A 26,011-nucleotide genomic window follows, 5' to 3' on the forward strand; every position below is an offset into this window, starting at 1 on the left:
TTCCGCCTTTTACATTCTTTTAAAGATTAATGTGCTTCATCCCAATTTTCACCTACACCTACATCGACAATGAGTGGGACGACGAGTTGTGCTGCTTGTTCCATCGTTTGTTTAATGAGTTGGGTAAATTCAGAAACTTTTTCTGAGCGCACTTCAAACACTAATTCATCATGTACTTGCATAATCATTTGGATATCAGAATGGTCTGCAATTTGCTGATCTAATGCAATCATTGCCCGTTTTATAATATCAGCTGCACTACCTTGCATTGGGGCATTAATTGCTATACGTTCAGCGGCTTTACGACGAATCGCATTTGTTGAGCTAATATCAGATAAATATAAACGACGATCAAATAAAGTCGAGACATATCCCTGTGCTTTCGCTGTTTCGCGAATATCATTCATGAATGTTTGGACATTTGGATAACGTTGGAAGTATAAATCCATATACTTTTGTGCTTCTCCGCGTGGTATACCTAACTGACGTGATAGACCAAAAGAGCTCATACCATAAATTAAACCGAAATTAATCGCTTTAGCACTACGACGTTGCTCATTGGTGACTTGTTCCAGTGGTATGCCAAAAATTTCGGCAGCAGTAGAGCGGTGAATGTCTTTTCCTTCATTGAACGCATTAATCAGCCCCTGATCTTTTGATAAATGCGCCATAATACGTAATTCAATTTGTGAATAGTCTGCTGCAACTATACTATAGCCTTCACGAGCAACAAACGCTTGGCGGATACGACGTCCCTCTTCATTTCGAATCGGGATATTTTGCAGATTTGGATCGCTTGAAGATAAACGGCCTGTTGTTGTGATAGCTTGATGATAAGAGGTATGCACACGTCCTGTTTGTACATTAACCATTTGTGGTAATTTATCCGTATAAGTTGACTTGAGTTTACTTAAGCCACGATGTTCCACTAATACTTTAGGTAATGCATGTTCATAGGCTAATTCTTCTAATACTTCTTCATTGGTAGAAGGAGCACCTTTTGGTGTTTTCTTTAAAACAGGTAAACCTAATTTATCAAATAAGATCTCTTGTAATTGCTTTGTGGAAGCTAAATTAAAGTGTTGACCCGCTAATTCATAAGCTTGTTGTTCAAGTGCGGTCAATCTTGCACCGATTTCATTTGATTGCGTAAAGAGTGCATCACAATCAATTAATACACCATGGCGTTCAATTCGAGAAAGGACCGCAATTAATGGGCGCTCAATGTTTTCATAGAGTTCAACTAACGTCGGTTGTTGTGATAATTTTGGCCATAATACTTGCTGTAATTTCATCGTAATATCTGCATCTTCAGCAGCATATTCAGCCGCTTGTTCTAAGGGGATTTGATTGAATGTTAGTTGAGATTTACCTTTACCTGCAATTTCTTCAAAGCTAATGGTTTGATGACCTAAATACCGTTTAGCGAGATCATCCATATTATGGCGACCCGTGCTATCTAACACGTAAGAAAGTAGCATAGTATCGTAAGCTATTCCTTGTACATGAATGCCATGACGAGCAAAAATACTAAGATCAAATTTGATATTTTGTCCTACTTTTTCAATAGCTGGATTTTCTAAAATAGGTTTGAGTAATGCGAGTGCATGATCAAAATTGACTTGTTGTGGCGCACCGATATAGTTATGTTTGAGTGGAAGATAAGCAGCTTCACCATTTTCTAGGGCAAAAGAAATCCCGACCAGATGAGCTGACATATAGTCTAAACTGTCTGTTTCCGTGTCTATAGCAATTAATTTTGCCGTTTCTAACTTACCTATCCATTTCTCTAAAACCGATAAACTGAGGATACAGTCATATTGACTGCGATCTATGCTAATTTTGACGACACTTTCTGTTTCAGTTGCTAGTGGTGTGATTTGATAGTGATTGATTTTGATTGCTTGTTCGTGACCGTTCGTAACCGTGCTTTCACCGTTCATCACTTCGTTAAGCCAACGTTTAAATTCATAACGTCCAAAATATTCGATAAGCTGGTCGTTATTTGCAGCACTCAGCGTGAGTTCTTCAGGTGTAATATTTAGGCTAACATCTGTTTTTATCGTCGCAAGTAAATAGGATAAATCAGCCATTTCTTTTGCATCAAGCAGTTTATCCCCCAGTTTTTTCGCACCTCGAATTGGCAAGTTAGCCACTTTATCTAAGTTGGCATAAATTTCCGCCATGCTACCAATGCCTTGTAGTAAACCTAAAGCAGTTTTTTCGCCCACACCAGGTACACCAGGAATATTGTCTGAGCTATCTCCCATTAGCGCAAGGTAATCAATAATCAACTCAGGAGGCAAACCATATTTTTCAATCACACCTTCGCGATCAAGTAAGCTGTTATTCATTGTATTAATGAGCATAATATTTTCATCAACGAGCTGTGCCATATCTTTATCACCCGTACTGATTAAGACTTTTTTACCCGCTTTTGAAGCTTGCACTGCTAGAGTACCGATAACATCATCGGCTTCTACTCCTTCAACAACGAGAAGAGGAATACCTAAGGCTCGAATGATATTGTGGAGAGGCAAGATTTGTTGGCGTAATTCATCGGGCATTGGAGGGCGGTGTGATTTGTATTGCTCAAACATTTCGTCACGGAACGTTTTACCCTTAGCGTCAAATACCACAGCAAGATGACTTGGCTGTACTTGTGCAATCAAACTTTTTAGCATATTCAATACGCCATACATCGCACCAGTTGGCTCATTTAAAGAATTCGTGAGTGGTGGGAATGCATGAAATGCGCGATATAAATAAGAGGAGCCATCAACAAGAACTAAAGGGTTTTCTGCAATTTTTGCCATAATTGAACCGTTTTTAAAATGAAAATTTGGCTGCCATTATAGCGTAAAAATGAAGGAAAAGTGCGGTCAAAAAAAGGAATGTTTTTTTCAGTATGTATCATTTTATTGTCAAGAAATGTAAAAATATTCACAAAAAGAAAAAAGTTTGTGATCTTAATCACATTCAGATTGGCAGTAACTATCCCTTTATTTATTAATTTGTTAAATTAATATCCGCATAATTTTAATGGCCAATTCAAGGAGAAGAAAATGAAAAAATTTAAGTTATCAGTGATTGCAGTCAGTTCTCTTGTATTATTAGCAGCATGTTCAAACCAACAAGCTATGGAACAAGAAAATCAGGCTAAACTACAACAGCAAGTGACAATGGGTTTAGTGTGGACACAACAATCTGGCGAGTATGATGCTTTGGCGCATCAAGCATTCAATTCAGCAAAAATCGCTTTCGATCATGCTAAAGTGAAAAAAGGTAAGAAAAAAGCAGTTGTTGTTGATTTAGATGAAACAATGATCGACAACAGTGCGTATGCTGGTTGGCAAGTAAAAACAGGTCAAGGTTTTTCACCAAAAACTTGGACTAAATGGGTAGATGCAAGACAATCGGCTGCAATTCCAGGAGCAGTAGAATTCTCTAATTATGTCAATGCAAATGGTGGTACGATGTTCTTCGTGTCTAACCGTCGTGATGATGTTGAGAAGGCGGGAACGGTTGATGATATGAAACGTCTTGGTTTTACTGGTGTGAATGATAAAACATTATTATTGAAAAAAGACAAATCAAATAAATCAATCCGTTTCAAACAAGTTGAAGACATGGGGTATGATATCGTACTATTTGTAGGTGATAACTTAAACGATTTTGGTGATGACACTTACAAGAAAAGCAATGCAGAGCGTCGCGAATTTGTGGCTAAAAATAGTAAAAAATTTGGAAAAACCTTTATTATGTTACCAAACACACAATATGGTGACTGGGAAGGTGGTTTAGATAAAAACTACTTTAAAGGTGACTCACAAAGCAAGTTAGATGTACGTGCGAAAGCAATCCATGCTTGGGATGGTAAATAAGGCTTTTCTTTTCATTTGACAAAATGCGGTGACATTTTTGTTTACCGCATTTTTCTTTCTGACGATTTTCTTATCGCATTTTAAATGTATTACTTATATCATTAGCCTATCTTTTATCATGGGGATAATGATGCAAAAAATATTTCTCATTTTGACCGCACTTTGTTGTTTAAATGGCTGTGGAACAATAGTCAAGTTAATTGATCCAACAGAGCCTTATTCTGCTTATGCGGGGATTAGATATGATGTGGAAATGGCGAAACAGTGGGGATTACCTATTTTAGACTTACCACTTTCTTTTTTACTCGATTCCGTCTTATTACCTTATGTTTGGTCACAACAAATACAATAAAAAATAATTCGCAATGAAATTAAATGAGCAACAACAAAAAGCAGTTAAATATGTAACAGGTCCTTGTTTAGTATTAGCAGGGGCTGGCTCGGGTAAGACAAGAGTGATTATTAATAAAATCGCATATTTAGTAGCAAATTGTGGTTATCAGCCACGTCAGATTGCAGCAGTGACTTTCACGAATAAAGCCGCGCGTGAGATGAAAGAACGGGTGGCACATTCTATCGGTAAGCAAGCAAGTCGTGGGCTTACTGTGTCTACTTTTCATACATTAGGTTTTGATATCATTAAACGAGAATACAAACAGTTGGGCTTGAAAGCGAATATGACTCTGTTTGATGAACATGACCAATTGGCGTTATTAAAAGAGCTGACAGTGGATTTGCTTGCAGAAGAAAAAGAGTTATTACGTGAGCTAGTCTCAACTATTTCAAATTGGAAAAATGATCTGATTTCTCCTCAACAAGCAAAAGCGTTAGCACGTGATGCTAAAGGTGATACTTTTGCAATATGTTATGAGCGCTATAGTAAACAAATTCGAGCGTATAATGCGTTAGATTTCGATGATTTAATCATGTTGCCGACTTTATTGTTTAAACAGAATGAAGATGTACGTTTAAAGTGGCAGCAAAAAATTCGATATTTATTAGTAGATGAATATCAAGATACGAATACTAGCCAATATGAGTTAATTAAACTCTTAGTGGGTGAGCGAGCATGTTTTACTGTAGTGGGAGATGATGATCAGTCTATTTATTCGTGGCGTGGTGCACGTCCCCAAAATATGATGCGTTTAAAAACGGATTTTCCTCAATTAGAAGTCATTAAATTAGAACAAAATTATCGTTCAACACAGCGTATTTTACATTGTGCCAATATTCTTATTGCTAATAATGAACATGTTTTTGATAAACAACTTTTCTCAACTCTACAATCAGGAGAGAAATTACAAGTTATTGAAGCAAAAAATGAAGAGGACGAGGCAGAACGTGTAGTAAGTGAATTAATCGCTCATCGTTTCATGAATAAAGCAAAATATAAAGATTACGCTATTCTATACCGAGGTAACCATCAGTCTCGTTTATTAGAAAAAGTGCTCATGCAAAACCGTATTCCTTATAAAATTTCAGGAGGGACATCATTTTTCTCTCGCGCTGAAATCAAAGATATGATGGCATATTTACGTTTATTGGTTAACCAAGATGATGACGCAGCATTTTTACGCATTGTGAATACGCCAAAGCGTGAAATTGGTACAGTGACACTGGAAAGATTAGGTACATTAGCACAAGAGAAACAGATAAGTTTGTTTGAAGCAATTTTTGACTTTGAACTGATTCAACGAGTTACACCTAAGGCTTACAATGCATTGCAAAATTTTGCTCAATGGGTCGTACAATTGAGTGATGAAATAGGACGCTCTGAACCTGAACGGGCGATTCGGACTATGCTAGCGCAATTACATTATGAAGAATATTTATATGAATATGCACTAAGTCCAAAAGCAGCAGAAATGCAAAGTAAAAATGTTGCCACTTTGTTTGATTGGGTTGGTGATATGCTTAAAGGAGATGAAGTTGATGAACCAATGAACTTAAATCAAATTGTCACTAGATTAACTTTACGCGACATGATGGAGAGAGGTGAGGAAGATGATGAAAGTGATCAGGTTCAATTGATGACATTGCATGCTTCTAAAGGGCTAGAATTTCCACATGTTTTTTTGATTGGTATGGAAGAAGGGATTTTGCCACATCAAACCAGTATTGATGAAGATAATGTTGAAGAAGAACGCCGCTTAGCTTATGTTGGCATTACGCGTGCACAACAAAATTTAGTCTTTTCTTTATGTAAAGAGCGCCGTCAGTTTGGTGAAATTTTGAAACCTGAACCAAGCCGTTTTTTAGCTGAATTACCTGTAGATGATATACAGTGGGAGCGTGATAAACCACCGATGACAAAGGCACAGCAGCAAGAAAATACGGCGAATCAGTTAGCCAATTTACGTGCTATTTTACGGGGAAAATAATTTTTTTCTCTTTTATTTACTCTCATTTGTAGAGAAATCAGTCAACTGAATGTTTTTTTATAAAAAATGATTTGACTTATTTTCAGAAAAAAGTATCATACCGCCCACAAACCGATTGTGGTGAGATGGCCGAGAGGCTGAAGGCGCTCCCCTGCTAAGGGAGTATGGGGTCAAAAACTCCATCTAGGGTTCGAATCCCTCTCTCACCGCCATTTACTCAAGTTTACAAGTTATTTAGCTCAAAGTTGTTTAGCTCAATAGCAAGTAAACAAGTGCTGCACCCGTAGCTCAGCTGGATAGAGTACTCGGCTACGAACCGAGCGGTCAGAGGTTCGAATCCTCTCGGGTGCGCCATTTTAAATTGACTCTATTGTTTAGAATGGTTTAAGCAAGTAAATAAAATTCCCATTATACGCACCCGTAGCTCAGCTGGATAGAGTACTCGGCTACGAACCGAGCGGTCAGAGGTTCGAATCCTCTCGGGTGCGCCATTTTATATCTTAATTTCCCTTTTAGATTCAAATTATTAATTTATCTGCTATCTAGCGTGACTTTCTATAGAAGAATAGTTTATTTCTAGTAAAGAATTGATGGGTTAACTTGTCATCTTATTGAATTGCTATTTGTTCTAGCTTCTCTAAAATTTGTGGTTGATCAAGTAAAAGCGAATAATAATTGGCTAAGAAATAGCTCTGCTCATTAGCAGGGATAGGGAAGGGAATCAGTTGTAAAATTTCTTCATGTATTGCTAATACTGTCGGGAAACAGACCGCACTTTGAATCTTGGCTTGAAAATCCTTATGTAAAGGTGACGCACAATGTTGACGCTTAATTCTACCAAGTGAATTAGCTAAATGAATAAGCAGAGTCGTAGCTTGTGCTCTATTTACATCAACATACCAATGCTGTGCTAAATGATGTCGTGCATTGAATACAATTTCAATAATTTGCTCATCAATTAATTTACGAACTTGTAACATTTCCAAATGAGATTGAATATTCATATTTTCCTCACTACGACTTATTATTCAGTCTAGCTCAATTCTATAGAATTAAACAGTGCATAGATCACAAATTTATAGCACAATACACATAATTTAAATTACGCTGAGAGCAGGTAAGTGATGTTAGATAAACAACGTTTTAACCAATATGCTGGATTAATTTTTGATATGGATGGTACTTTAATCGATACTATGCCGTGTCATGCAAAAGCTTGGTTGATGGTTGGTGAGCATTATGGTTATACCTTAAAACCTGAAATTATGTATAACATGGCAGGCGCACCACTACAGGCGATTGCACAAGCAATCATGCAAGAAGCCAATATGCCTTCAACGTTATTACAAGATGTGATGCGTTTAAAACGTCAGTTTGGTAAAGCACTTATTTTAAACCAAGCGACACTTTTACCTGCCGCCGATGTAGCAAGGCATTTTTATAGGCAAAAGCCACTGGCGTTAGGGACAGGATCGCATCGTGAAATGACGCATTTGCTACTAGATAAATTGGATATTGCTTATTGTTTTGATGCGATTGTTACTTCGGAGGATGTGGAAAAACATAAGCCTGAGCCTGATACTTTTTTACGTTGCGCTGAGGTAATTAAAACTAAGCCACAAGATTGTTTAGTTTTTGAAGATGGGGATTTAGGTATACAAGCAGGGTTAGCTGCAGGTATGCATGTGTTTGATGTGAGAACGAACACATTAATTACAGGATAATATATGCTAACAGATAAAGAAAGAATGCTCACAGGCTTAGCACACCAGCCGTATGATAATGAATTAGCCGAATTACGACTGCGTAATAAAGAGCTATTATATGAATATAATATTTTAACTCTCCCGTCTGATAAAAAGAACAAAGAGCGTTTAATTCTAACAATTCTTGGTAAAGCAACGAATACCCCACATATTAATTCCCCTTTCTATTGCGATTATGGTCAATTTATTGAAATAGGTAAAAATTTTTTTGCTAATTACAATTGTACGATTTTAGATACTGGTGGAGTGAGAATTGGTGATGATGTGCTATTTGCACCAAATGTGAGCTTATATACTGTTGGTCATCCAATTGATCCTGAGTTACGTAAAGCAGAATGGGAACAAGCATTACCTATCGTGATTGGGAATAATGTATGGATTGGTGGTAATGTTGTGATTTTAGGTGGCGTAACAATTGGTGATAATTCTGTAATAGGTGCTGGTTCTATTGTTACGCAAGATATTCCAGCTAATTGTGTCGCAGTAGGTAACCCATGTAGAGTATTAAGAACAATTAGTGCAAAAGATCGTGATGATTATTTACAACGTTTTAAACCTAATTTAAATGATTGATTTATGGTCTTGGGAGTTCTGGCAACAGCATAGCTTATATTTGATGTTTGTCAGTGCATTTTTAAGTGCTACAGTTTTACCTGGTAATTCAGAAGTTGTTTTTATTGGATTATTAACACCTTTGGCTTTAAATCAGAATAGCTTGTTAAACGAGCAGATAATAAGTTTATTTATGATTGCTGTATTAGGTAATAGTCTAGGAAGTTTTAGCACCTATTGGCTTGGGCGATTATTACCTCAACTGTCAGAAAAACAGCAGCAACATCCACGTTTTGAATGGGTCGTTAATCGAATTCAACGCTATGGTATTTGGAGCTTATTTTTTAGTTGGTTACCTGTTGTCGGAGATATGTTTTGTGCTGTAGCGGGCTGGTTACGCATCAATATGTTTGGTGCATTGATTCTCATTACATTTGGTAAGTTAGTACGTTATCTTTTTTTGTTGTTATTAACGATGAATTTGTTTGCAATTTAAGTAAAATAAATATGTTTTTAACATAAAAAACACCACCCTAAAGGGTGGTGAAATAACCTAAGGAACCAATTTTATTAAAAACAACTGCAAGTTGCTGTATTTTAAGACAGGTACTTTATAGTAAAGTTCAAAAAATTTAATCGGAATTAAGATTAGTTGATAATTTAAAGGAAGTCATTATGCCATTACTTGATAGTTTTAAAGTCGACCATACTCGAATGAATGCTCCTGCTGTACGTATTGCTAAAACGATGCGCACCCCAAAAGGGGATGACATTAGTGTCTTTGATTTGCGTTTTTGTGCACCAAATAAAGATATTTTATCCCCTAAAGGAATTCATACTTTAGAGCATTTGTTTGCTGGTTTTATGCGCGACCACTTAAATAGTGATCATGTTGAAATTATTGATATTTCACCAATGGGCTGCCGTACAGGCTTTTATATGTCATTAATTGGCACACCGAATGAGCATCAGGTTGCAGCAGCTTGGTTGGCCTCAATGCAAGATGTTCTTAGCGTAAAAGAACAAAGCCAAATTCCAGAGTTAAATGAATATCAATGTGGTAGCTATACAGAGCATTCGCTTTCAGATGCACATCAAATTGCGCTGAATGTCATTTCAACAGGTATTCGCGTGAATAAGAATGAAGACTTGTTGCTTGATGAAAAATTATTAAACTCATAATCTTATATTCAGACAACATAGCCAGAAGGAAATGAATATGACAATAATTGGTACGCCTTTAACGCCAAAAGCAACGAAAGTGATGATGCTTGGGTCTGGTGAATTAGGAAAAGAAGTGGTGATTGAATTGCAGCGTTTAGGTGTTGAGGTTATTGCGGTTGATCGTTATGAAAATGCACCTGCTCAACAAGTTGCACATCGAGCCTATACTATTTCCATGTTAGATGGTGAGGCATTAAAAGCTTTAGTAGAACAAGAAAAGCCAGATTATATTGTGCCAGAAGTAGAAGCAATCGCGACAGCAACATTAGTAGAACTTGAACAGGCAGGCTTTAATGTGATTCCAACAGCGAAAGCCACTCAACTAACAATGAATCGGGAAGGAATTCGTCGTTTAGCTGCTGAAGAGCTAGGATTGCCAACCTCACATTTTCAATTCGTAGATAATTTTGCAGATTTCAAAGTTGCGGTGGAAAAAATTGGGTTGCCTTGTGTCGTTAAACCAATAATGTCTTCTTCTGGTCATGGACAAAGCATTTTAAAATCCGCAGATGATATGCAAAAAGCGTGGGATTATGCACAACAAGGTGGGCGTGCTGGTGGTGGTCGCGTTATTGTCGAAGGATTTGTGAAATTTGATTATGAAATTACATTATTAACTGTACGCCATATTCATGGCACTTCTTTTTTAGCACCAATTGGTCATATACAAATTGATGGTGATTATCGTGAGTCTTGGCAACCTCAAGCAATGTCACATGTCGCTCTAGCTAAGGCGCAAGAGATCGCAGAAAAAATTACGACGGCACTAGGTGGTCGTGGTATTTTTGGTGTAGAAATGTTTGTTTGTGGTGATGAGGTGATTTTTAATGAAGTTTCTCCACGCCCTCATGATACTGGGATGGTGACGCTAATTTCACAAGAATTATCAGAATTTGCATTACATGCACGCGCTATTTTAGGTTTGCCAATTCCAGAGATTCATTTAATTAGCCCGTCAGCCTCTAAAGCAATTGTAGTAGAAGGGCAGTCAAATCAAGTTCAATTTGGTAATTTAGCGGAAGTTCTGGCTAAACCGAATACAAATATTCGTTTATTTGGTAAAGGTGAAGTGAAGGGGCATCGTCGTATGGGGGTGATTTTGGCTCGAGATAATTCTGTGGAAAATGCCTTAGATAAAGTACGTCATGCTTATGATCAATTAGAGATTTCGCTTTAAAAATTAGATAAAAAATTGACCGCACTTTCGTATTGTATAAGAAAAAGTGCGGTCATTTTCATAGTTGTTTCTATCAAGAGTTAGAATACACCTTGTGCTAACATCGCATCCGCTACTTTGACGAAACCCGCGACATTTGCACCCACGACATAGTTAATATTACCTTGGTTATCTAAACCATATTTTTTACAGTTAGCATGAATATCAAGCATGATTCGCTGTAATTTGGCATCAACTTCTTCACGTGTCCAACTTAAACGTTGTGCATTCTGTGACATTTCTAAACCAGAGGTTGCTACACCGCCTGCGTTAGCTGCCTTACCTGGACCGAATAAGACTCCCGCATCTAAGAAAGCATCAGTTGCTTCAATTGTAGTCGGCATATTAGCGCCTTCCGCTACAAGCTGTACACCGTTAGAAACTAATACTTTTGCATCTTCAAGTTCAATTTCATTTTGTGTTGCACAAGGTAGAGCAATATCTACTTTAATTTCCCAAGGTCGTTTGCCTTCTACATATTTTAAACCGAATTGTTCTGCATATTCTTTTACACGACCACGTTTTACATTTTTGATTTCCATTAGTGCTGCCAGCTTTTCTGTTGTGAACCCAGATTCATCATATACATAGCCCGCAGAGTCTGAACAAGTGACGACTTTCGCACCAAATTCTAACGCTTTTTCAATAGCATATTGTGCAACATTACCTGAGCCTGAAACTGCAACAATTTTGCCAGAAAAGCTTTGTCCTTTTTCTGCAAGCATAGCTTGTGCAAAATAAACTAAGCCATAACCTGTTGCTTCTGGGCGAATTAAGCTTCCACCAAAGGTCAAACCTTTACCCGTGAATACACTGCCTGTTTGATTAGATAATTTTTTCATCATACCTGCTAAATAGCCGACTTCACGACCACCCACACCAATATCTCCCGCCGGTACATCCGTATCTGGACCTAAATGACGATATAATTCGATCATAAGTGCTTGACAGAAACGCATCACTTCAGCATCACTTTTCCCTTTAGGATCAAAGTCTGAGCCACCTTTACCACCTCCCATCGGTAATGTTGTTAAAGCATTTTTAAATACTTGTTCAAAGCCTAAAAATTTTAGAATAGATAAATTAACCGATGGGTGGAAACGCATGCCGCCTTTAAACGGACCAATTGCGCTATTGTATTGCACGCGAAATGCGCGGTTTACTTGTACTTGACCTTGATCATCTGTCCATGCTACACGAAATTGAATTGCGCGTTCAGGTTCAACTAGACGCTCTAATAGAGCTTGTGAACGATATTTAGGATTTTTTTCAAGAAAAGGCCAGATGGATGTTAAGACCTCTTTGACTGCTTGTAAAAATTCGGGTTGTGCGCCATCGCGCTGTGCAACTTTTTCTAAAAATGCTTCTAATGATGCAACTTGAGACATAATGATTTCCTTCTGAATATGATATTTAAAGATGTTTGCAATTTATTATAGTTGTTCGCCTTGTTTGGCACAGGACAGAGTATTGAACAGAATGAAATGCTTATGCAAATCTTTTTTTTCTATATTTTAAAAAAATAAAATGAAATTAAATTTAATTTAAATAAAATGCGTTTCTTTTAGAATTATTTTAAATTGTTTCTTTTATATTGGTGAAAGTTTATTTTTGTATCATAAAAATTGAAATAGATAAAATGGTGAAAAGGTTTAATGATAGTTAAAATGCGGAGATGAGAGAGGTACTTTTTAGCAACTATACTCTTTGGAGGGAGATTGATATCTATATCATGAGTCATTTGAATATGAAACAGAGGGTTGTAAAATCAGAATGTTGTATTGCCCTATATCTTGAAAACACGTTACCTTATTTAAGGCAAGTTAAATCGGGTAACGTATTTCCCTAAGATTAAAGACTTATAGCGAGTTTATACAATCCCTAAGTTTCTTAATCCCCCGATGATAATTTCAATACCAAGTGACATCAATAGCAAGCCCATAATACGTGTAATGACATTAGAACCTGTTTTCCCCAGTTTTTTGATTACAGGTTCAGAGTAGCGAAATAAAATATAACAACCTAAGCCAAATAACATAATAGTAATGGAAGAATAAAAATAATCGACAATACTATGTTGTGTTGAGCCAAAGACGATGGTGGCACTAATAGACCCTGGACCCGCCATAATGGGCATCGCAAGAGGGACAACTGCAATGTTATTATAGTCATCAAAGTTTTCATTTTTTTCTTCTTTATTGATTTTATGCTCACCAATTTTCCCGTTAATCATCGTTAATGCGATTAAAATTACGACAATTCCGCCTGCGATACGGAAAGAATCAATGGAAATATGAAAGGCATTGAGAATAAAGTTACCGAAGAAGAAACTGACCAATAAGATAATCACAATAGAAATACAAGTGATTAACCCCGTTTTATTTTGTTGTTCTTTTGATAGCGATGCTGTCATTGAATAAAAAATTGGTACAACGCCTAATGGATTAACCAGTGCAATTAATCCAATAAAAAATTGAAGATAAATCGCAAGATCCATCTTAAGTCTCCTATTAAAATGATAGCAGGAATGTATGTGCGCACATTATATGGATGCACTTCTCAATATACAAGGAAAGTACACAAGCACATTGCGTTTTATCAAAATAACATGCCATTTATTGCCTGAGCCGAGTCGCTTTCTAACATAAAGCTTGAGTTATAGATCGAAGGACTATAGTGGCAGAATCTTGAACTGGTACGACACCATATCGAAAATTCGATCAAAAATAACCGCACTTTTTTAGTTTGTCTAATTGCAATTTAATAGTTAAAATGCCTAAATTTAACGTCATCACATTAGAAAGAGGTCATTTGAAGGGTTTATTTATACGTATTATTGCTATAGTAGCATTGCTATTGTGGGCAGTAGATATGGTATTTCCTTGGCAACAAATAATGCGCTCGGAAGAGAATCGTTATACCGCGATACAACATCGCGGTAAATTAGTTGTGGGAACGATTAATAATCCGATTTCTTATTTTATTGATCATTCAGGACAGCCAGCAGGATTGGAATATGAATTGAGCAAAGCCTTTGCGGACTATCTTAATGTTGATCTTGAAATTTCAGTCATGACGAATGCAGATGAACTATTTCAAGCTTTAGAAAATAATAAAATTGATATTGCAGCGGCAAATTTATTATATCAAGCAAAGAAATTAGAGAAATTTCAAGTCGGACCTACTTATAATTCAGCCTCTTGGCAATTAGTCTATCGTAAAGGTACTGAACGTCCACGTAGCTTAGGTGAGTTAAAAAGTACAGTCAGTATTGCCTCTGGCTCAGAACTCATCACATTATTAGAAGAAGCAAAAGAGAAGTTTTCTTCGCTCAGTTGGAAGGTGAATGAAAAGCTCACCCCAGAAGAATTATTAATTCAGATGGCAAACGGTAAAATAGATTACGTGATTGCCAATTCCATTGATGTGTCAGCGGTTCAACAAATTAAACCTAATGTTGCAGTCGCTTTTGATGTGACAGATGAATCGACAGTCCATTGGTATTTACCGAGTAACTCTTACAGTGAGTTACAAGCATCCTTACTAGACTTCATGAACAGTGCCATTGAAACGGGTTTAATTGCACGTATCGAAGAAAAATACTTTAATCATCTAGCACAATTTGATTACGTTGATACACGCAGTTATTTAAGAGCAATTGAAACTGTACTACCTAAATTTGCGCCATTATTTGAAAAGTATAAAGGAAATTTAGATTGGCGTTTATTAGCAGCAATTGCTTATCAAGAATCTCACTGGAATCCAGATGCGACCTCTCCGACAGGCGTACGTGGAATGATGATGTTGACCAAAGCAACAGCCGATCGTATGCGTATAAAAGATAGGACAGATCCTGAACAAAGTATCAAAGCTGGTTCAGAATATTTACATTGGCTGATTACACAAATGCCAGATACTATTGCAGAAGATGAGCGTATTTGGTTCGCATTAGCTGCCTATAACATGGGATTGGGGCATTTACTTGATGCTCGTCGTTTAACTAAAAGTTTAGGTGGTGATCCTGATAACTGGCTGGATGTGAAAAAGAACTTGCCTCTATTAGCTGAAAAACGTTACTACACGAACTTAAAATATGGTTATGCAAGAGGATATGAAGCCTATCATTATGTTGAAAATATTCGACGTTATATGAATAGCATTGTGCATTATTACCGTATTCAGCAAGCGAATATCGATGAGATTGAGCTAGAAAAGATGAATTCAGATGAACTTAATACGGAAGTAGACACAATAACTAAAACAGTTGTAACACAATAAGAGGGATACTATGGCTAGACGTAAAAGCTTTTTAAAGCCAACAAAAAAATTGTATCGTTTATCACAAGGACGAGCGTTACGTTTAAAGCGTTTAAAACAACGCAAAGCGCGATTACTGGCAAGACATTCATTACAATTTGTCGTTCAAGAAATTCAATGTTAATAAAAATAGTGTAGCTTTTCGCTACACTATTTTTATTTATAGCTAGACAAAGTCTAGCTATAAAAACCATACGCTTTGCGTATGGAACAGAAAAGCTTAAGCGGTGAGCAGAACAAAACATCCTCCTATAATGAACAAGGCTGACAACCAAAATTCAACATATAGGAGGATAAGTCATGGCAAGTAAATCCAATGACGATTCAAGTCTATCACACACAAGATGGAACTGTAAGTACCACATAGTCTTTATCCCTAAGTATAGGAGAAAAGCAATTTATGGAAAATTGCGAGTTGATATAGGAGGGATACTAAGACAATTATGTCACTACAAGAATGTAGAGATAATAGAGGCATATGCAATGAAAGATCATATCCATATGCTGTTAAGGATACCTCCAAAACTGGCCGTTTCAAGTTTTATGGGGTATTTAAAAGGTAAGTCATCGCTAATGATATTTGAAAGACATGCAAATTTAAAATATAAGTATGGGAATCGAAATTTTTGGGCGAAAGGCTATTATGTAAGTACAGTAGGTTTAAATACAAAAATTGTAGAGGAATATATCCGAAATCAGGAAAAGGAAGATATGATTCAGGATAATTTATCGAAGAAAGAATATATGGACCCTTTTAAGGGGGAGGCAACAGAGTTATTGAACGGTTGTCAGACCTCACATGCCCCTTGAGGGGCATGTGAAGTACTAGGCCCTTATAGGGTGGCCTAAAAACCGCCCGTTTTACGGGCGGATTGTTATTTTTAATGAAATAACATACGTTGTTTGGGTTTAAGGCGCTTAATCTGACTAATAAATAAAAGAGCGAGTAGTAATGTATAGACGCTGAAAATCACAACTAACCACTGTACCATCGAAAAGCCTAAAAACTGCCACGATATTTCACTACAAGAACCATAAGGTTGGAAGAGATAAGGAAACCATTTATCTAATGGCAATGTTTCAGGAAATTCAGCAAATGCTGAACATTGTTTCCAAGGCGCTGGATAAAGTTGGAAATCTAAATGTGTTAAACTTATCATTAGCCCTTTTATAGCACTACCTAACCCTAAAATTAATGCAATTAAGCGTAAAATCATTGAGTTAGGATAAAGCAAACCAAATAAACCCGCAAAAGCAATGCCAAGTATTGCGACTCGCTCATAAATACACATTACACAAGGTTGTAATCCCATACCATGTTGGAAGTAAAGCGCGATCCCTTCTAGTGCTAATGCTGAAAATAATAGTAGAAACCAGCCACTTCGTTTTGTTGATAGTGTTTTAAAAAAACTTAGCATTCTTCCTCCTGCACATTATGGCATTGGTGCGATAAGACCAAATTGAATGAGCGCGGCTGTTGTACTTGGTAAAAGAAATTCAACTGCTAACAGCCCAATGACAGATAATACAATAGTATAAGGTAGTGCCATATAGACCATTCTGCCATAAGACAAACGAATTAATGGTGCGAGTGACGATGTTAATAAAAATAAAAAGGCTGCTTGACCATTTGGTGTAGCGACTGAAGGTAGATTTGTTCCTGTATTAATCGCAACAGCTAATAATTCATATTGAGCCTGAGAGATGAGTCCTGCTTCAAGAGCTGCCTTTGTTTCATTAATATAGACAGTGGCAACAAAAACATTATCTGAAATTGCAGATAATAAACCATTGAATGTGTAGAACAGCGCTAATTGTGCATTTTCACTTGCAGAGAGAACAAATTGGATAATCGGCGCAAATAATTGCTGGTCAATGATAACTGCTACGACAGAAAAGAATACTGCGAGTAATGCTGTAAAGGGTAATGATTCTTGGAATGCTTTTCCAATAGCATGTTCGCTTGTTATACCACAGAATGAAGTAGCAAGGATAATAACTGTTAAACCAATAATACCGACTGCTGCTAAATGAAAAGCTAAACCAATCACTAACCAGATACCAATTAGTGCTTGACATAAGAGTCTTAAGCGATCTTGTTGTGACATTTTTTGTTGATTATTGCGATCGAACTTCGCTAGGATACCCCATACTTTACGTGGTAATTTAGCACCATAGCCAAAAAGACGGAACTTTTCGACTAACCAACAGGTGATTAAACCACAGAAAAGAACAGGCAGTGTGACAGGTAACATGCGTAAAAAGAATTCTGCAAATCCCCACTTAGCTTGCTCTGCAATAATTAAGTTTTGTGGTTCACCTACCATCGTCATGACACCACCTAATGCAGTTCCGATACAGGAGTGCATCATTAAACTACGTAAAAATGAACGAAATTGTTCTAATGTTTCTTTATTTGTACCTATCTTGTCATCTTTAGTAATATCTGTTGAGTCATTGAAATTATTACCTGATGCAACTTTGTGATAGACACCATAGAACCCCATGCCGACACTAATAATGACGGCAACAACTGTTAACGCATCTAAAAATGCAGATAGGAAGGCTGCACTCAGACAAAATGCAAGAGAGAGTGTCAGTTTAGAGCGGATACTTAAAAGAAGTTTAGTAAAAACAAACAAGAGAAGTTGTTTCATGAAATAAATGCCCGCAACCATGAAAATTAATAGCAGAAGGACTTCAAAGTTTGCCAAAATTTCTGCTTTTACATGTTCGGGATGTGTCATACCGATTGCAACAGCCTCCAGTGCAAGTAAGCCACCTGGTTGGAGGGGATAGCATTTTAGCGCCATTGCCAATGTAAAGATAAATTCTGCAACCAGTAACCAGCCCGCTACAAAAGGACTAATAAGGAAAAAGACTATTGGATTAATGATAAGAAACGCAACAATTGCGATTTTATACCAATCAGGACTTGCTCCTAAAAAATTTTTTAGGAATGCTTGAGTATAACTCATTTGTACTACCACCTTAGTTTAATATTTAATATTTTGAAAAATTTTGCATATAATTAAGATAATTGTAATATATACTTCATTGCACGATAATACTTAAAATAACTATTTGTTAGCTGTATCACATTTTAAATTTAATCAACTAGAAGAAATGTATGAATAATGATCAACCTCTTTTAAAAGCTCAAAGCCCGGCTGGTTTAGCGGAAGAATATATTGTCAGAAGTATTTGGAATAACCATTTTCCACCAGGTTCTGATTTACCAGCAGAGCGAGAGCTAGCTGAAAAAATAGGCGTGACTCGTACGACTTTGCGCGAAGTTTTACAACGTCTTGCGCGTGATGGGTGGTTGAATATCCAACATGGTAAACCAACAAAGGTCAATGATATTTGGGAAACCTCAGGTTTAAATATTTTAGAAGTATTAATTCGTTTGGATAGTACTAAACTGCCAAGTTTTATTTCTAATGTACTTTCTGCAAGAACTAATATCTCAGCGATTTATATCCAAAAAGCGTTTAAATTAGAACCTGAGAAATCACTCAGTATATTTAATGCATTAGATACATTAGAAAACAGTGCGGAAGCCTATACTAATTTTGACTATGATTTATTTCGTAAATTAGCTTTTGCCTCAGATAACCCTGTGTATGGATTGATATTAAATAGCTTAAAAGGGTTGTATTCGCGAGTAGGCTTGTTTTATTTTTCAAATCCTGCGGCACGCGATCTAGCTAAAGTTTTTTATACCCAATTACGTCATCTTTGTGAAACTCAGCAAACTTCAGAGGTGAAAGAGTGTATCCGTCAATATGGTAAAGACAGTGGTGTGATTTGGGCACAAATGCAAGAGTTTTTACCTGAGAATTTTAGTGATTAAACAAAAACAGCGTGTAATACGCTGTTTTTGTTTATATGTCTGTCTCTTTTATTTCTCGAATAAAATCGGCAAAGTACATTTATAATTTAAACGCACTCTTTCGCCTACAGGGAAATTTTTGGGACTCTGTACAGTAAATATCTTATCATTTATTTTTACATCATATTGACAATAAGGACCGAGAAAACGTTTTTTAATGATAAAGCCTGAACCACTATCATCACGATGAATTTGAAAGCTTTGTGGTCGTACTAACCAATCTACTTGTTTTATACAGTCAATTAGTTTTCCATTGGAAAACTTGAGCACTTGTTCAAATTGGTAATGACCAATGGGAGACTCAAAACTATTCTCTGATGTTATTTGACAGTCTAAATAATTCACATTCCCTAAAAACTCAGCAACAAATTTATTAATTGGCATTTGATATAGTGCATCAACATGACCGATTTGAACAATTTTTCCCTTATCCATAATGGCAAGTTTATCTGCAAAAGCGAATGCTTCTTCCTTACTATGAGTAACAAAAATAGCAGGTATTTGTTGGCTTTTTAAAATCTCTTTGATTTCATCAATCATTTGGTAGCGTACTTGACTATCAATATTAGAAAAAGGCTCATCTAATAATAGTAAACGAGGTTCGCACGCTAATGCTCGCGCGATTGCCACACGTTGCTGTTGACCGCCTGATAGTTCATAAGGATAACGTTCTAAGAGACCTGTTAAACGCACAAGAGCGGTCATTTTTTCAATCATATTTTGCTTTTCAGTACGGCTTTTATGTTGTAACCCAAAAGCGATATTTTCTTTAACTGTTAAGTGAGGAAACAGCGCATAGTCTTGGAAAATAACTCCAATTTGCCGTTTTTCAACAGGTAGCTTCGCCAAGTTTTGTTGGTTAAATAGGATTTCTCCTTTCTCAATTTCTTGTAAACCAGCAATAGATTTTAATAATGTCGTTTTGCCACAACCACTTGCCCCAAGTAAACACAAAATCTCGTTTTTTGCCATTGTGAGATCTAAGTCCTTTAGTACATTTTCAGCATTGTAACCACAAGTAAGTTGGGAGATTTGTAATATAGTCATAATTAGCGATCTTTTTCTGAATTAAGAACGAGTGAACGAGTTAACCAAATCACAGGCAGTAATCCAACTAAAACTAATGCGATAGCTGGTAGAGCTGCTTGTTCAAGTTGTTCATCTGAAGTAAAAGTAAAGACATGTGTTGCTAACGTGTCAAAATTGAAGGGGCGTAATAGTAATGAGGCATTCAATTCTTTCATTGTTTCAATGAAAACCATCATTAACGCTGTCAAAATGCCTTTGGAAAGTAGTGGCATATGGACAAGGCGTAGCATCCTAAAACCATTGTGCCCTAATGTTCGACTTGCCATATCTAACGACGGTGAAATTTTTTGAAAAGATGTTTCAATTCCACCAATTGCCATAGCAGAAAAGCGTATTGTATAGGCTGAGAGTAATGCAAACATTGAGCCCGAGAAAATTAATCCAACAGGTGAAATACCTAGTGATTTAAATAGCGTATTGAGCAGATGGTCTGCACTCGTATAAGGAATGAGAATCCCAATAGCTAGTACCGTGCCAGGCACAGCGTAGCCTAATGATGACAATTGAAGACCGTAATAAGCGGTTTGTTGTTGTCGCGGTGATTGTTGTAATGCCAGTCGATTAAAAAAATGTAGAAATAAAGCTAAAAGTACACAAACAACGGCTGCAATCATTGAGCTTGATAAACTGTGATAAGCATATTTCAAAAAGTTGTCTGCTTGAGTAATATCAAAATAAGAGACAGCCCAATAAATTAGTTTTATAAAAGGGATGACAAAAGCAATGCTCACCAATCCCCAACAGTAAGTTTGAGCAAGAAATAATTTCATACCAGATAGCGGTTTTAAACTGCGTTTTTTCTCATAACCACGCTGATAAGTTTTTTGTTTACGGCGACTATAACGTTCTAACCAAAGTAAGCTAAAAATCATAAATAGCATTAAAAGTGAAATTTGGCTGGCTGAACCTAAATCACCATAACCTAGCCAAGTATCGTAGACCGCAGTCGTGAGCGTGGGGACAGCAAAATAATAAACAGTACCAAAATCACCTAGAGTTTCCATAGCAACTAATGAGGCACCAGCAGCAATAGCTGGGCGAATTAAAGGAAAGGTCACTTTTCTAAATAAATAAAATGCATTTGCACCTAAGGTTTTTGCGCTATGGATTAAGTTTTCTGATTGCTCTAATAAGGCAACACGAACGAGCAAAAAAACATAGGGATATAGAACAAGTGCGAGCACAAAACAGGCGCCAGTTAGGGAGCGGATACTTGGAAACCAATAGTCTTTAGGGTTATCCCAACCAAAAAACTGGCGCAATACAGATTGAACAGGACCTGCATAATCTAATAAGTCTGTATATAAATAACCAACTAAGTAAGCAGGCATAGCTAGAGGTAAACACAACACCCACTGTAATATCTTTTGCCCCGTAAATTGATAAGTTGAAATAATCCAAGCAGCAGGAATAGCAAAAATAAGACTTAAAAAAACAGTACCTAAGACAAGCAGAAGAGAATTTAAACTATAATCAGTGAGTACAGTTTGCCAAAGATGTTGGATATTTTCCCAATCAGCTTGCCAAGATTGATAAAAAATAGACAATAAAGGTAAAAGGAAAAATAGCACGATAAAAAGTGCAGTTAAATTTAAGGCTGTTTTTTTGAGTAAATACATCTTAAAATCGCAAATATAAATAATAACCTAAAGGGCGACTAAAAGCCGCCCTTAAATTTAATTGTGTAGTAGAAACGTTAAATTAAAGATCAAATTTTACTTCGTCAATTAGTTTTAACGCTTTATCGTAATTTTCAGCGATTTTTTCTAATGCAATGTTATCTGCTTTAAACTCGCCCCAAGATGAAACTAATTTAGAACGTTCAACACCTGCTTTCACTGGATATTCGTGGTTTAATTCCGCGTATAAATGTTGTGCTTTATCACCACTTAAATACTCGACTAATTTCACTGCATTTTCTTTATTTGGTGCATGTTTTGCAATAGCAACACCACTTATATTTACGTGTGTTCCTTGTGATTTTTGATTAGGGAAGTTGATATATACTGCTTCTGCCCAACTACGTTGTTTTTCATCATCTAACATTTTACCGAAGTAATAGCTATTTCCTAATGAATAATCACAAACACCTTCTTTAATTGCTTTTACTTGATCACGGTCACCACCTTGTGGTTTCTGTGCAAGATTCGCTTTCAATCCTTCTAAAAATGCTTTTGCTTTTGCTTCACCATCATGTGCAATCATTGACGCAACTAAAGAAACGTTGTAGGCATTTTTACCTGAACGTACACAAACTTTACCTTTATATTCAGGTTTCGCTAAATCATAATAAGTGAAATCTGCTGGTAATTTACCTACACGATCTTTTGATGTATAGATTGCACGAGCACGAGTTGTTAAGGCGAACCACTCATCTTTTGAATCACGGAAATTAGCTGGAATATTTTTTTCTAATGTTTCACTATGAATAGGTTGTGCTAAACCTGCTTTCACAATTTCCATTACACGGCTAATATCAACTGTTAATAAAACATCTGCTGGACTTAACTCACCTTCGCGTTTTACACGATCGACTAAACCTTTATCAGCAAAAATGACATTGACTTTTACGCCAGTATCTTTTTCAAAGTCTTTTAACATTGGCTCGATCAAATACGGTTGACGATAAGAATAAACGTTAACTTCATTTGCTGCCATCGCAGAAGTTGAAATAACTGCAGATAAAGCCAGTGCTAATGTGGAGATTTTTTTCATAATCACATTCCTCAGATGAGTGTTGACAGTTAAAAGTGCGGTCAATTTAACCAATAATTTGATTTAAGTCAATGAGAATTATTTTTATTTGGCTTTTTGATAAAAGTTACTTAATTGAACATACGAATTTCAGTAAAGTAAAAAGTTTATCAGGGAACGATAAATATAGAATAGGCTTGTAGGACTGTTTAAATGTTAAATGGACTCGTTTTATGAAAGCGAGTCCATTTTTGAGGAATAAATGAGAATAATGTGATAAGAAATTATTTTTATTACATTCTTTTTATTGGCGGTAAGTTTCTAAAAAACGAGCCAGTTTACTTAATGCCTCTTCAATTTGGTGAACATAAGGTAATGTCACAATTCGGAAATGGTCAGGTGAGTGCCAGTTAAAACCGCGTCCATGTACAAGTAGGACTTTTTCTTGGCTTAACAAATCAAAAACCATTTTTTCATCATCATAAATATTAAATTTCTTAATATCTATTTTCGGGAACATATAAAGGGCACCCTGTGGTTTCACACAGCTTATACCTGGAATTTGATTTACTAATTCGTATGCTTTATTGCGCTGTTCTAGCAAACGTCCACCAGGCAAAATAAACTCATTAATACTTTGATAACCGCCTAATGCTGTTTGAATTGCATGTTGCATTGGCACATTCGCACATAAACGCATAGAAGCTAGCATATCCAAACCTTCGATATAACCTGCTGCCGCTTTTTTGGGACCGTTTAAAATCATCCAACCTTGACGAAATCCTGCGACACGATAGGCTTTTGAAAGACCATTAAATGTCACCGTCAATAAATCTGGTGCAAGAGCAGCAACATGGTGGTGTACTGCATCATCATATAAAATCTTATCGTAGATTTCGTCAGCAAAAATGATCAGATTATTTTGACGAGCGATTTCAATGATCTCCAATAACAATGCTTCACTATAGACTGCACCTGTTGGATTATTAGGGTTAATAATGACAATAGCTTTAGTTCGGTTGGTAATTTTACTTTTAATATCCGCAATATCTGGGAACCAATTCGCCTGTTCATCACAAAGATAATGTACTGCTTTTCCACCAGAGAGCGTTGCTGCAGCAGTCCAAAGTGGATAATCAGGCATCGGAATTAAGACTTCGTCACCATCATTTAATAATGCTTGCAGTGACATAGTGATGAGCTCTGAAACTCCATTGCCAATGTAAACATCATTGACTGTTGCTCCATGAATCCCTTTTGATTGGTAATACTGCACAATTGCTTTACGTGCGGAATAGAGACCTTTAGAGTCACAATAGCCTTGTGCAGTTGGGAGGTTTCGAATGACATCCACTAAGATTTCATCTGGTGCTTCAAAACCAAATGGCGCAGGGTTACCAATATTAAGTTTTAAAATTTTATGACCTTCTTCTTCAAGACGAAGAGCTTCTTTATGCACTGGTCCACGAATATCGTAACAAACGTGTTCCAATTTATCTGATTTCGGAAAATGCACCATGGGATTGACCTTATGTTTGCGCTGTAAGAATGAAATTGACTGAAAATAACGACACTTTACGCTTATTTATGTAAGGAGAAAAGATTTTGTAAAATTTTCTATTAAAGTGCGGTAGAATTAATGTTTATTTTTAACTTATTTTTTTGCTAAAAACAATGCTTTTTCAACATGGATAATTTGCAAACAATTAAAGCACAATTAATTACACTAATAAATGCTTATCAACCCTCCGAAAATCAGGAGATTGCCCTTTTTCAAGTACAATCAATGACATCGTTTCCTTTATTGTCTTGGCTAAAATCGCAACACAATTATCCTCAATTTTATCTTAAGATTCGCGATGGCTCTTCAACTTGGGCATCAATCGGAAAAGTGCGATCATTTTCAGATGTGGCTTTAGCTGAACAATTTGTACAAACACATGATTTATCATTGGTCGGTGGTTTACAATTTTATGGAGAAACCTTATTTGTATTACCGCGTATTTTATTGCAACAAACGCAAACAAGCTTAACAGTTACACTCTTTATTGATACACAAGATTTTGTGCAAGATAAACAGCGTGCACTTGACAGCTTAGAAACTTTTACAAAACAGAGTGTACTTAAACCTATTCAACAGCCAATCCAATTGCTTTCACAAAAAGCAAACCAAGCAGAATGGTGTCATTGGGTGGAATTAGGTCTACAAAAAATTCAGCAAAGTGAACTGAGTAAGATTGTCCTAGCGAATGAAAGCTGTTTTAAAGCTTCAACTCAACTCAATCCTAATGATTTCTTGGCGGAAAGTGAAAAATACAATTTAGGCTGTTACCACTTTTTATTTGCTGAAAGTGAAAAACACGCCTTTATTGGTTCAACGCCAGAGTTATTGTATCGCCGTCAAGGATTACACTTAAAAACAGAGGCGCTTGCAGGAACGGCATTTATGGGCGACGACCTAGAACAAAACCAACAACAAAGTGACTGGTTATTACACGATAAAAAGAATGAGTATGAAAATAAACTTGTGGTTGATGGTATTTGCCAAAATTTACACCCCTTTGTACAACAAATTGTTGTAGATGATGTCGAATTAAAAAAGCTACGTAAAGTACAGCATTTAAGACGTAAAATTTCCGCGAAGTTAAAAGCAGGTTGTGGCGATAAAGATATATTATTAGCGATGCATCCAACAGCAGCAGTAGCAGGGTTGCCACAACTGGAAGCAAAACAAGCTTTACGAAATTTAGAAAATTTTGACCGCACTTGGTATGCGGGCACACTTGGCTTTATGAATGCATCACAAGCAGATTTTTGTGTGACGATACGGTCTGCTTTTATCGAACAAATGGAAAATTATAGCCAATTATGTGTTTTTGCAGGAGCAGGGATTGTTGAAGGCTCAGTACCGCTGTTAGAATGGAGAGAAATTGAGCGTAAAGCAGCAGGCTTAGTTTCATTATTGCAACAGAATCATGATAAATAGGAAACAA

23 protein-coding genes and 3 tRNA genes are annotated in these 26,011 nt (G+C 36.5%); 16 read left to right on the top strand and 10 right to left on the bottom strand.

Going from position 1 to position 26,011, the window contains the following annotated elements:
* Positions 1-26 precede the first annotated feature (26 nt).
* The gene (polA, locus tag DYE19_RS01100) at positions 27-2,816 is read right to left on the bottom strand and encodes a DNA polymerase I (RefSeq protein ID WP_115322329.1); all 2,790 of its coding nucleotides are present in this window, start codon (positions 2,814-2,816) and stop codon (positions 27-29) included.
* A 249-nt stretch (positions 2,817-3,065) separates the two neighbouring features.
* On the opposite strand from polA, the gene DYE19_RS01105 reads away from it, so the two are divergent.
* The 6 genes from DYE19_RS01105 to DYE19_RS01130 all read left to right on the top strand — a co-directional run bounded on the left by DYE19_RS01105 (position 3,066) and on the right by DYE19_RS01130 (position 6,756).
* Positions 3,066-3,884 (top strand): 5'-nucleotidase, lipoprotein e(P4) family, encoded by an 819-nt coding sequence (locus DYE19_RS01105; RefSeq protein WP_049214265.1) that lies wholly within the window; start codon positions 3,066-3,068, stop codon positions 3,882-3,884.
* A gap of 130 nt (positions 3,885-4,014) precedes the next feature.
* Positions 4,015-4,236 (top strand): YceK/YidQ family lipoprotein, encoded by a 222-nt coding sequence (locus tag DYE19_RS01110; RefSeq protein ID WP_115322330.1) that lies wholly within the window; start codon positions 4,015-4,017, stop codon positions 4,234-4,236.
* A gap of 13 nt (positions 4,237-4,249) precedes the next feature.
* A complete protein-coding gene (rep, locus tag DYE19_RS01115; RefSeq protein WP_115322331.1) occupies positions 4,250-6,265 on the top strand; it encodes a DNA helicase Rep in 2,016 nt (671 codons plus the stop codon).
* 119 nt (positions 6,266-6,384) lie between these two features.
* Positions 6,385-6,477, top strand: a tRNA-Ser gene (locus DYE19_RS01120).
* 65 nt (positions 6,478-6,542) lie between these two features.
* A tRNA-Arg gene (locus DYE19_RS01125) sits at positions 6,543-6,619 on the top strand.
* A gap of 60 nt (positions 6,620-6,679) precedes the next feature.
* Positions 6,680-6,756, top strand: a tRNA-Arg gene (locus tag DYE19_RS01130).
* A 117-nt stretch (positions 6,757-6,873) separates the two neighbouring features.
* On the opposite strand, the gene DYE19_RS01135 is transcribed toward DYE19_RS01130, so the two are convergent.
* Entirely contained in the window at positions 6,874-7,269 is a 396-nt protein-coding gene (locus DYE19_RS01135; protein ID WP_115322332.1) for a hypothetical protein, read from the bottom strand.
* A gap of 120 nt (positions 7,270-7,389) precedes the next feature.
* Here DYE19_RS01135 and DYE19_RS01140 point away from each other — a divergent pair, with 120 nt between their 5' ends.
* From DYE19_RS01140 to purT, 5 genes are all read left to right on the top strand, one after another.
* Positions 7,390-7,989, top strand: coding sequence for a beta-phosphoglucomutase family hydrolase (locus DYE19_RS01140; protein ID WP_049215164.1), 600 nt, complete (start codon positions 7,390-7,392; stop codon positions 7,987-7,989).
* A gap of 3 nt (positions 7,990-7,992) precedes the next feature.
* Positions 7,993-8,604 (top strand): sugar O-acetyltransferase, encoded by a 612-nt coding sequence (locus DYE19_RS01145; RefSeq protein ID WP_115322333.1) that lies wholly within the window; start codon positions 7,993-7,995, stop codon positions 8,602-8,604.
* Entirely contained in the window at positions 8,597-9,079 is a 483-nt protein-coding gene (locus tag DYE19_RS01150; RefSeq protein ID WP_049215168.1) for a YqaA family protein, read from the top strand. The genes DYE19_RS01145 and DYE19_RS01150 overlap by 8 nt, the downstream gene beginning before the upstream one ends.
* Before the next feature lie 179 nt (positions 9,080-9,258).
* Positions 9,259-9,765, top strand: coding sequence for an S-ribosylhomocysteine lyase (gene luxS, locus DYE19_RS01155; protein ID WP_049215170.1), 507 nt, complete (start codon positions 9,259-9,261; stop codon positions 9,763-9,765).
* Between the two features lie 37 nt (positions 9,766-9,802).
* Entirely contained in the window at positions 9,803-10,984 is a 1,182-nt protein-coding gene (gene purT, locus DYE19_RS01160; RefSeq protein ID WP_049215172.1) for a formate-dependent phosphoribosylglycinamide formyltransferase, read from the top strand.
* Positions 10,985-11,064: 80 nt separating this feature from the next.
* Here purT and gdhA read toward each other — a convergent pair whose 3' ends face one another.
* Both gdhA and DYE19_RS01170 read right to left on the bottom strand, forming a co-directional pair.
* Positions 11,065-12,411 carry an NADP-specific glutamate dehydrogenase gene (gdhA, locus tag DYE19_RS01165; protein ID WP_115322334.1) on the bottom strand — a complete coding sequence of 449 codons (1,347 nt, stop codon included), beginning with the start codon at positions 12,409-12,411 and terminating at the stop codon, positions 11,065-11,067.
* 482 nt (positions 12,412-12,893) lie between these two features.
* Positions 12,894-13,520 carry a YchE family NAAT transporter gene (locus DYE19_RS01170; protein WP_115322335.1) on the bottom strand — a complete coding sequence of 209 codons (627 nt, stop codon included), beginning with the start codon at positions 13,518-13,520 and terminating at the stop codon, positions 12,894-12,896.
* Positions 13,521-13,834: 314 nt separating this feature from the next.
* On the opposite strand from DYE19_RS01170, the gene mltF reads away from it, so the two are divergent.
* The 3 genes from mltF to tnpA all read left to right on the top strand — a co-directional run bounded on the left by mltF (position 13,835) and on the right by tnpA (position 16,150).
* The gene (gene mltF, locus DYE19_RS01175; protein WP_115323561.1) at positions 13,835-15,301 is read left to right on the top strand and encodes a membrane-bound lytic murein transglycosylase MltF; all 1,467 of its coding nucleotides are present in this window, start codon (positions 13,835-13,837) and stop codon (positions 15,299-15,301) included.
* Between the two features lie 10 nt (positions 15,302-15,311).
* Positions 15,312-15,464, top strand: a complete 153-nt coding sequence (locus DYE19_RS11230) for a hypothetical protein (protein WP_162837296.1) — start codon at positions 15,312-15,314, stop codon at positions 15,462-15,464.
* A gap of 176 nt (positions 15,465-15,640) precedes the next feature.
* Positions 15,641-16,150, top strand: coding sequence for an IS200/IS605 family transposase (gene tnpA / locus DYE19_RS01180; RefSeq protein ID WP_115322336.1), 510 nt, complete (start codon positions 15,641-15,643; stop codon positions 16,148-16,150).
* Between the two features lie 71 nt (positions 16,151-16,221).
* On the opposite strand, the gene dsbB is transcribed toward tnpA, so the two are convergent.
* Positions 16,222-16,758 (bottom strand): disulfide bond formation protein DsbB, encoded by a 537-nt coding sequence (gene dsbB / locus DYE19_RS01185; protein ID WP_115322337.1) that lies wholly within the window; start codon positions 16,756-16,758, stop codon positions 16,222-16,224.
* Between the two features lie 15 nt (positions 16,759-16,773).
* Positions 16,774-18,318: a Na(+)/H(+) antiporter NhaB gene (nhaB, locus tag DYE19_RS01190; RefSeq protein ID WP_115322338.1), complete on the bottom strand. Its 1,545-nt coding sequence runs from the start codon at positions 18,316-18,318 to the stop codon at positions 16,774-16,776.
* A 152-nt stretch (positions 18,319-18,470) separates the two neighbouring features.
* On the opposite strand from nhaB, the gene fadR reads away from it, so the two are divergent.
* Positions 18,471-19,196: a fatty acid metabolism transcriptional regulator FadR gene (fadR, locus tag DYE19_RS01195; protein WP_049215182.1), complete on the top strand. Its 726-nt coding sequence runs from the start codon at positions 18,471-18,473 to the stop codon at positions 19,194-19,196.
* A gap of 48 nt (positions 19,197-19,244) precedes the next feature.
* Here the strand turns inward: fadR and DYE19_RS01200 are convergent, their stop codons facing one another.
* The 4 genes from DYE19_RS01200 to DYE19_RS01215 all read right to left on the bottom strand — a co-directional run bounded on the left by DYE19_RS01200 (position 19,245) and on the right by DYE19_RS01215 (position 24,537).
* Positions 19,245-20,282: an ABC transporter ATP-binding protein gene (locus DYE19_RS01200; protein ID WP_115322339.1), complete on the bottom strand. Its 1,038-nt coding sequence runs from the start codon at positions 20,280-20,282 to the stop codon at positions 19,245-19,247.
* Positions 20,283-20,284: 2 nt separating this feature from the next.
* Positions 20,285-21,943 (bottom strand): ABC transporter permease, encoded by a 1,659-nt coding sequence (locus DYE19_RS01205; RefSeq protein WP_115322340.1) that lies wholly within the window; start codon positions 21,941-21,943, stop codon positions 20,285-20,287.
* An 82-nt stretch (positions 21,944-22,025) separates the two neighbouring features.
* Entirely contained in the window at positions 22,026-23,039 is a 1,014-nt protein-coding gene (locus tag DYE19_RS01210) for a Fe(3+) ABC transporter substrate-binding protein (protein ID WP_115322341.1), read from the bottom strand.
* 283 nt (positions 23,040-23,322) lie between these two features.
* Positions 23,323-24,537 (bottom strand): pyridoxal phosphate-dependent aminotransferase, encoded by a 1,215-nt coding sequence (locus tag DYE19_RS01215; protein ID WP_049215189.1) that lies wholly within the window; start codon positions 24,535-24,537, stop codon positions 23,323-23,325.
* 168 nt (positions 24,538-24,705) lie between these two features.
* On the opposite strand from DYE19_RS01215, the gene DYE19_RS01220 reads away from it, so the two are divergent.
* Positions 24,706-26,004 (top strand): isochorismate synthase, encoded by a 1,299-nt coding sequence (locus DYE19_RS01220; protein WP_049215191.1) that lies wholly within the window; start codon positions 24,706-24,708, stop codon positions 26,002-26,004.
* Positions 26,005-26,011 lie beyond the last annotated feature (7 nt).

It is taken from the genome of Pasteurella canis, from assembly GCF_900454865.1.
GTDB classification, from domain to species: Bacteria; Pseudomonadota; Gammaproteobacteria; order Enterobacterales; family Pasteurellaceae; genus Pasteurella; species Pasteurella canis.

Excerpts from the sequence above, each read along its gene's own strand:
- polA (WP_115322329.1), bottom strand. The coding sequence starts at position 2,816 with ATGGCAAAAATTGCAGAAAACCCTTTAGTTCTTGTTGATGGCTCCTCT.
- DYE19_RS01105 (WP_049214265.1), top strand. The coding sequence starts at position 3,066 with ATGAAAAAATTTAAGTTATCAGTGATTGCAGTCAGTTCTCTTGTATTA.
- DYE19_RS01110 (WP_115322330.1), top strand. The coding sequence starts at position 4,015 with ATGCAAAAAATATTTCTCATTTTGACCGCACTTTGTTGTTTAAATGGC.
- rep (WP_115322331.1), top strand. The coding sequence starts at position 4,250 with ATGAAATTAAATGAGCAACAACAAAAAGCAGTTAAATATGTAACAGGT.
- DYE19_RS01135 (WP_115322332.1), bottom strand. The coding sequence starts at position 7,269 with ATGAATATTCAATCTCATTTGGAAATGTTACAAGTTCGTAAATTAATT.
- DYE19_RS01140 (WP_049215164.1), top strand. The coding sequence starts at position 7,390 with ATGTTAGATAAACAACGTTTTAACCAATATGCTGGATTAATTTTTGAT.
- DYE19_RS01145 (WP_115322333.1), top strand. The coding sequence starts at position 7,993 with ATGCTAACAGATAAAGAAAGAATGCTCACAGGCTTAGCACACCAGCCG.
- DYE19_RS01150 (WP_049215168.1), top strand. The coding sequence starts at position 8,597 with ATGATTGATTTATGGTCTTGGGAGTTCTGGCAACAGCATAGCTTATAT.
- luxS (WP_049215170.1), top strand. The coding sequence starts at position 9,259 with ATGCCATTACTTGATAGTTTTAAAGTCGACCATACTCGAATGAATGCT.
- purT (WP_049215172.1), top strand. The coding sequence starts at position 9,803 with ATGACAATAATTGGTACGCCTTTAACGCCAAAAGCAACGAAAGTGATG.
- gdhA (WP_115322334.1), bottom strand. The coding sequence starts at position 12,411 with ATGTCTCAAGTTGCATCATTAGAAGCATTTTTAGAAAAAGTTGCACAG.
- DYE19_RS01170 (WP_115322335.1), bottom strand. The coding sequence starts at position 13,520 with ATGGATCTTGCGATTTATCTTCAATTTTTTATTGGATTAATTGCACTG.
- DYE19_RS11230 (WP_162837296.1), top strand. The coding sequence starts at position 15,312 with ATGGCTAGACGTAAAAGCTTTTTAAAGCCAACAAAAAAATTGTATCGT.
- tnpA (WP_115322336.1), top strand. The coding sequence starts at position 15,641 with ATGGCAAGTAAATCCAATGACGATTCAAGTCTATCACACACAAGATGG.
- dsbB (WP_115322337.1), bottom strand. The coding sequence starts at position 16,758 with ATGCTAAGTTTTTTTAAAACACTATCAACAAAACGAAGTGGCTGGTTT.
- nhaB (WP_115322338.1), bottom strand. The coding sequence starts at position 18,318 with ATGAGTTATACTCAAGCATTCCTAAAAAATTTTTTAGGAGCAAGTCCT.
- fadR (WP_049215182.1), top strand. The coding sequence starts at position 18,471 with ATGAATAATGATCAACCTCTTTTAAAAGCTCAAAGCCCGGCTGGTTTA.
- DYE19_RS01200 (WP_115322339.1), bottom strand. The coding sequence starts at position 20,282 with ATGACTATATTACAAATCTCCCAACTTACTTGTGGTTACAATGCTGAA.
- DYE19_RS01205 (WP_115322340.1), bottom strand. The coding sequence starts at position 21,943 with ATGTATTTACTCAAAAAAACAGCCTTAAATTTAACTGCACTTTTTATC.
- DYE19_RS01210 (WP_115322341.1), bottom strand. The coding sequence starts at position 23,039 with ATGAAAAAAATCTCCACATTAGCACTGGCTTTATCTGCAGTTATTTCA.
- DYE19_RS01215 (WP_049215189.1), bottom strand. The coding sequence starts at position 24,537 with ATGGTGCATTTTCCGAAATCAGATAAATTGGAACACGTTTGTTACGAT.
- DYE19_RS01220 (WP_049215191.1), top strand. The coding sequence starts at position 24,706 with ATGGATAATTTGCAAACAATTAAAGCACAATTAATTACACTAATAAAT.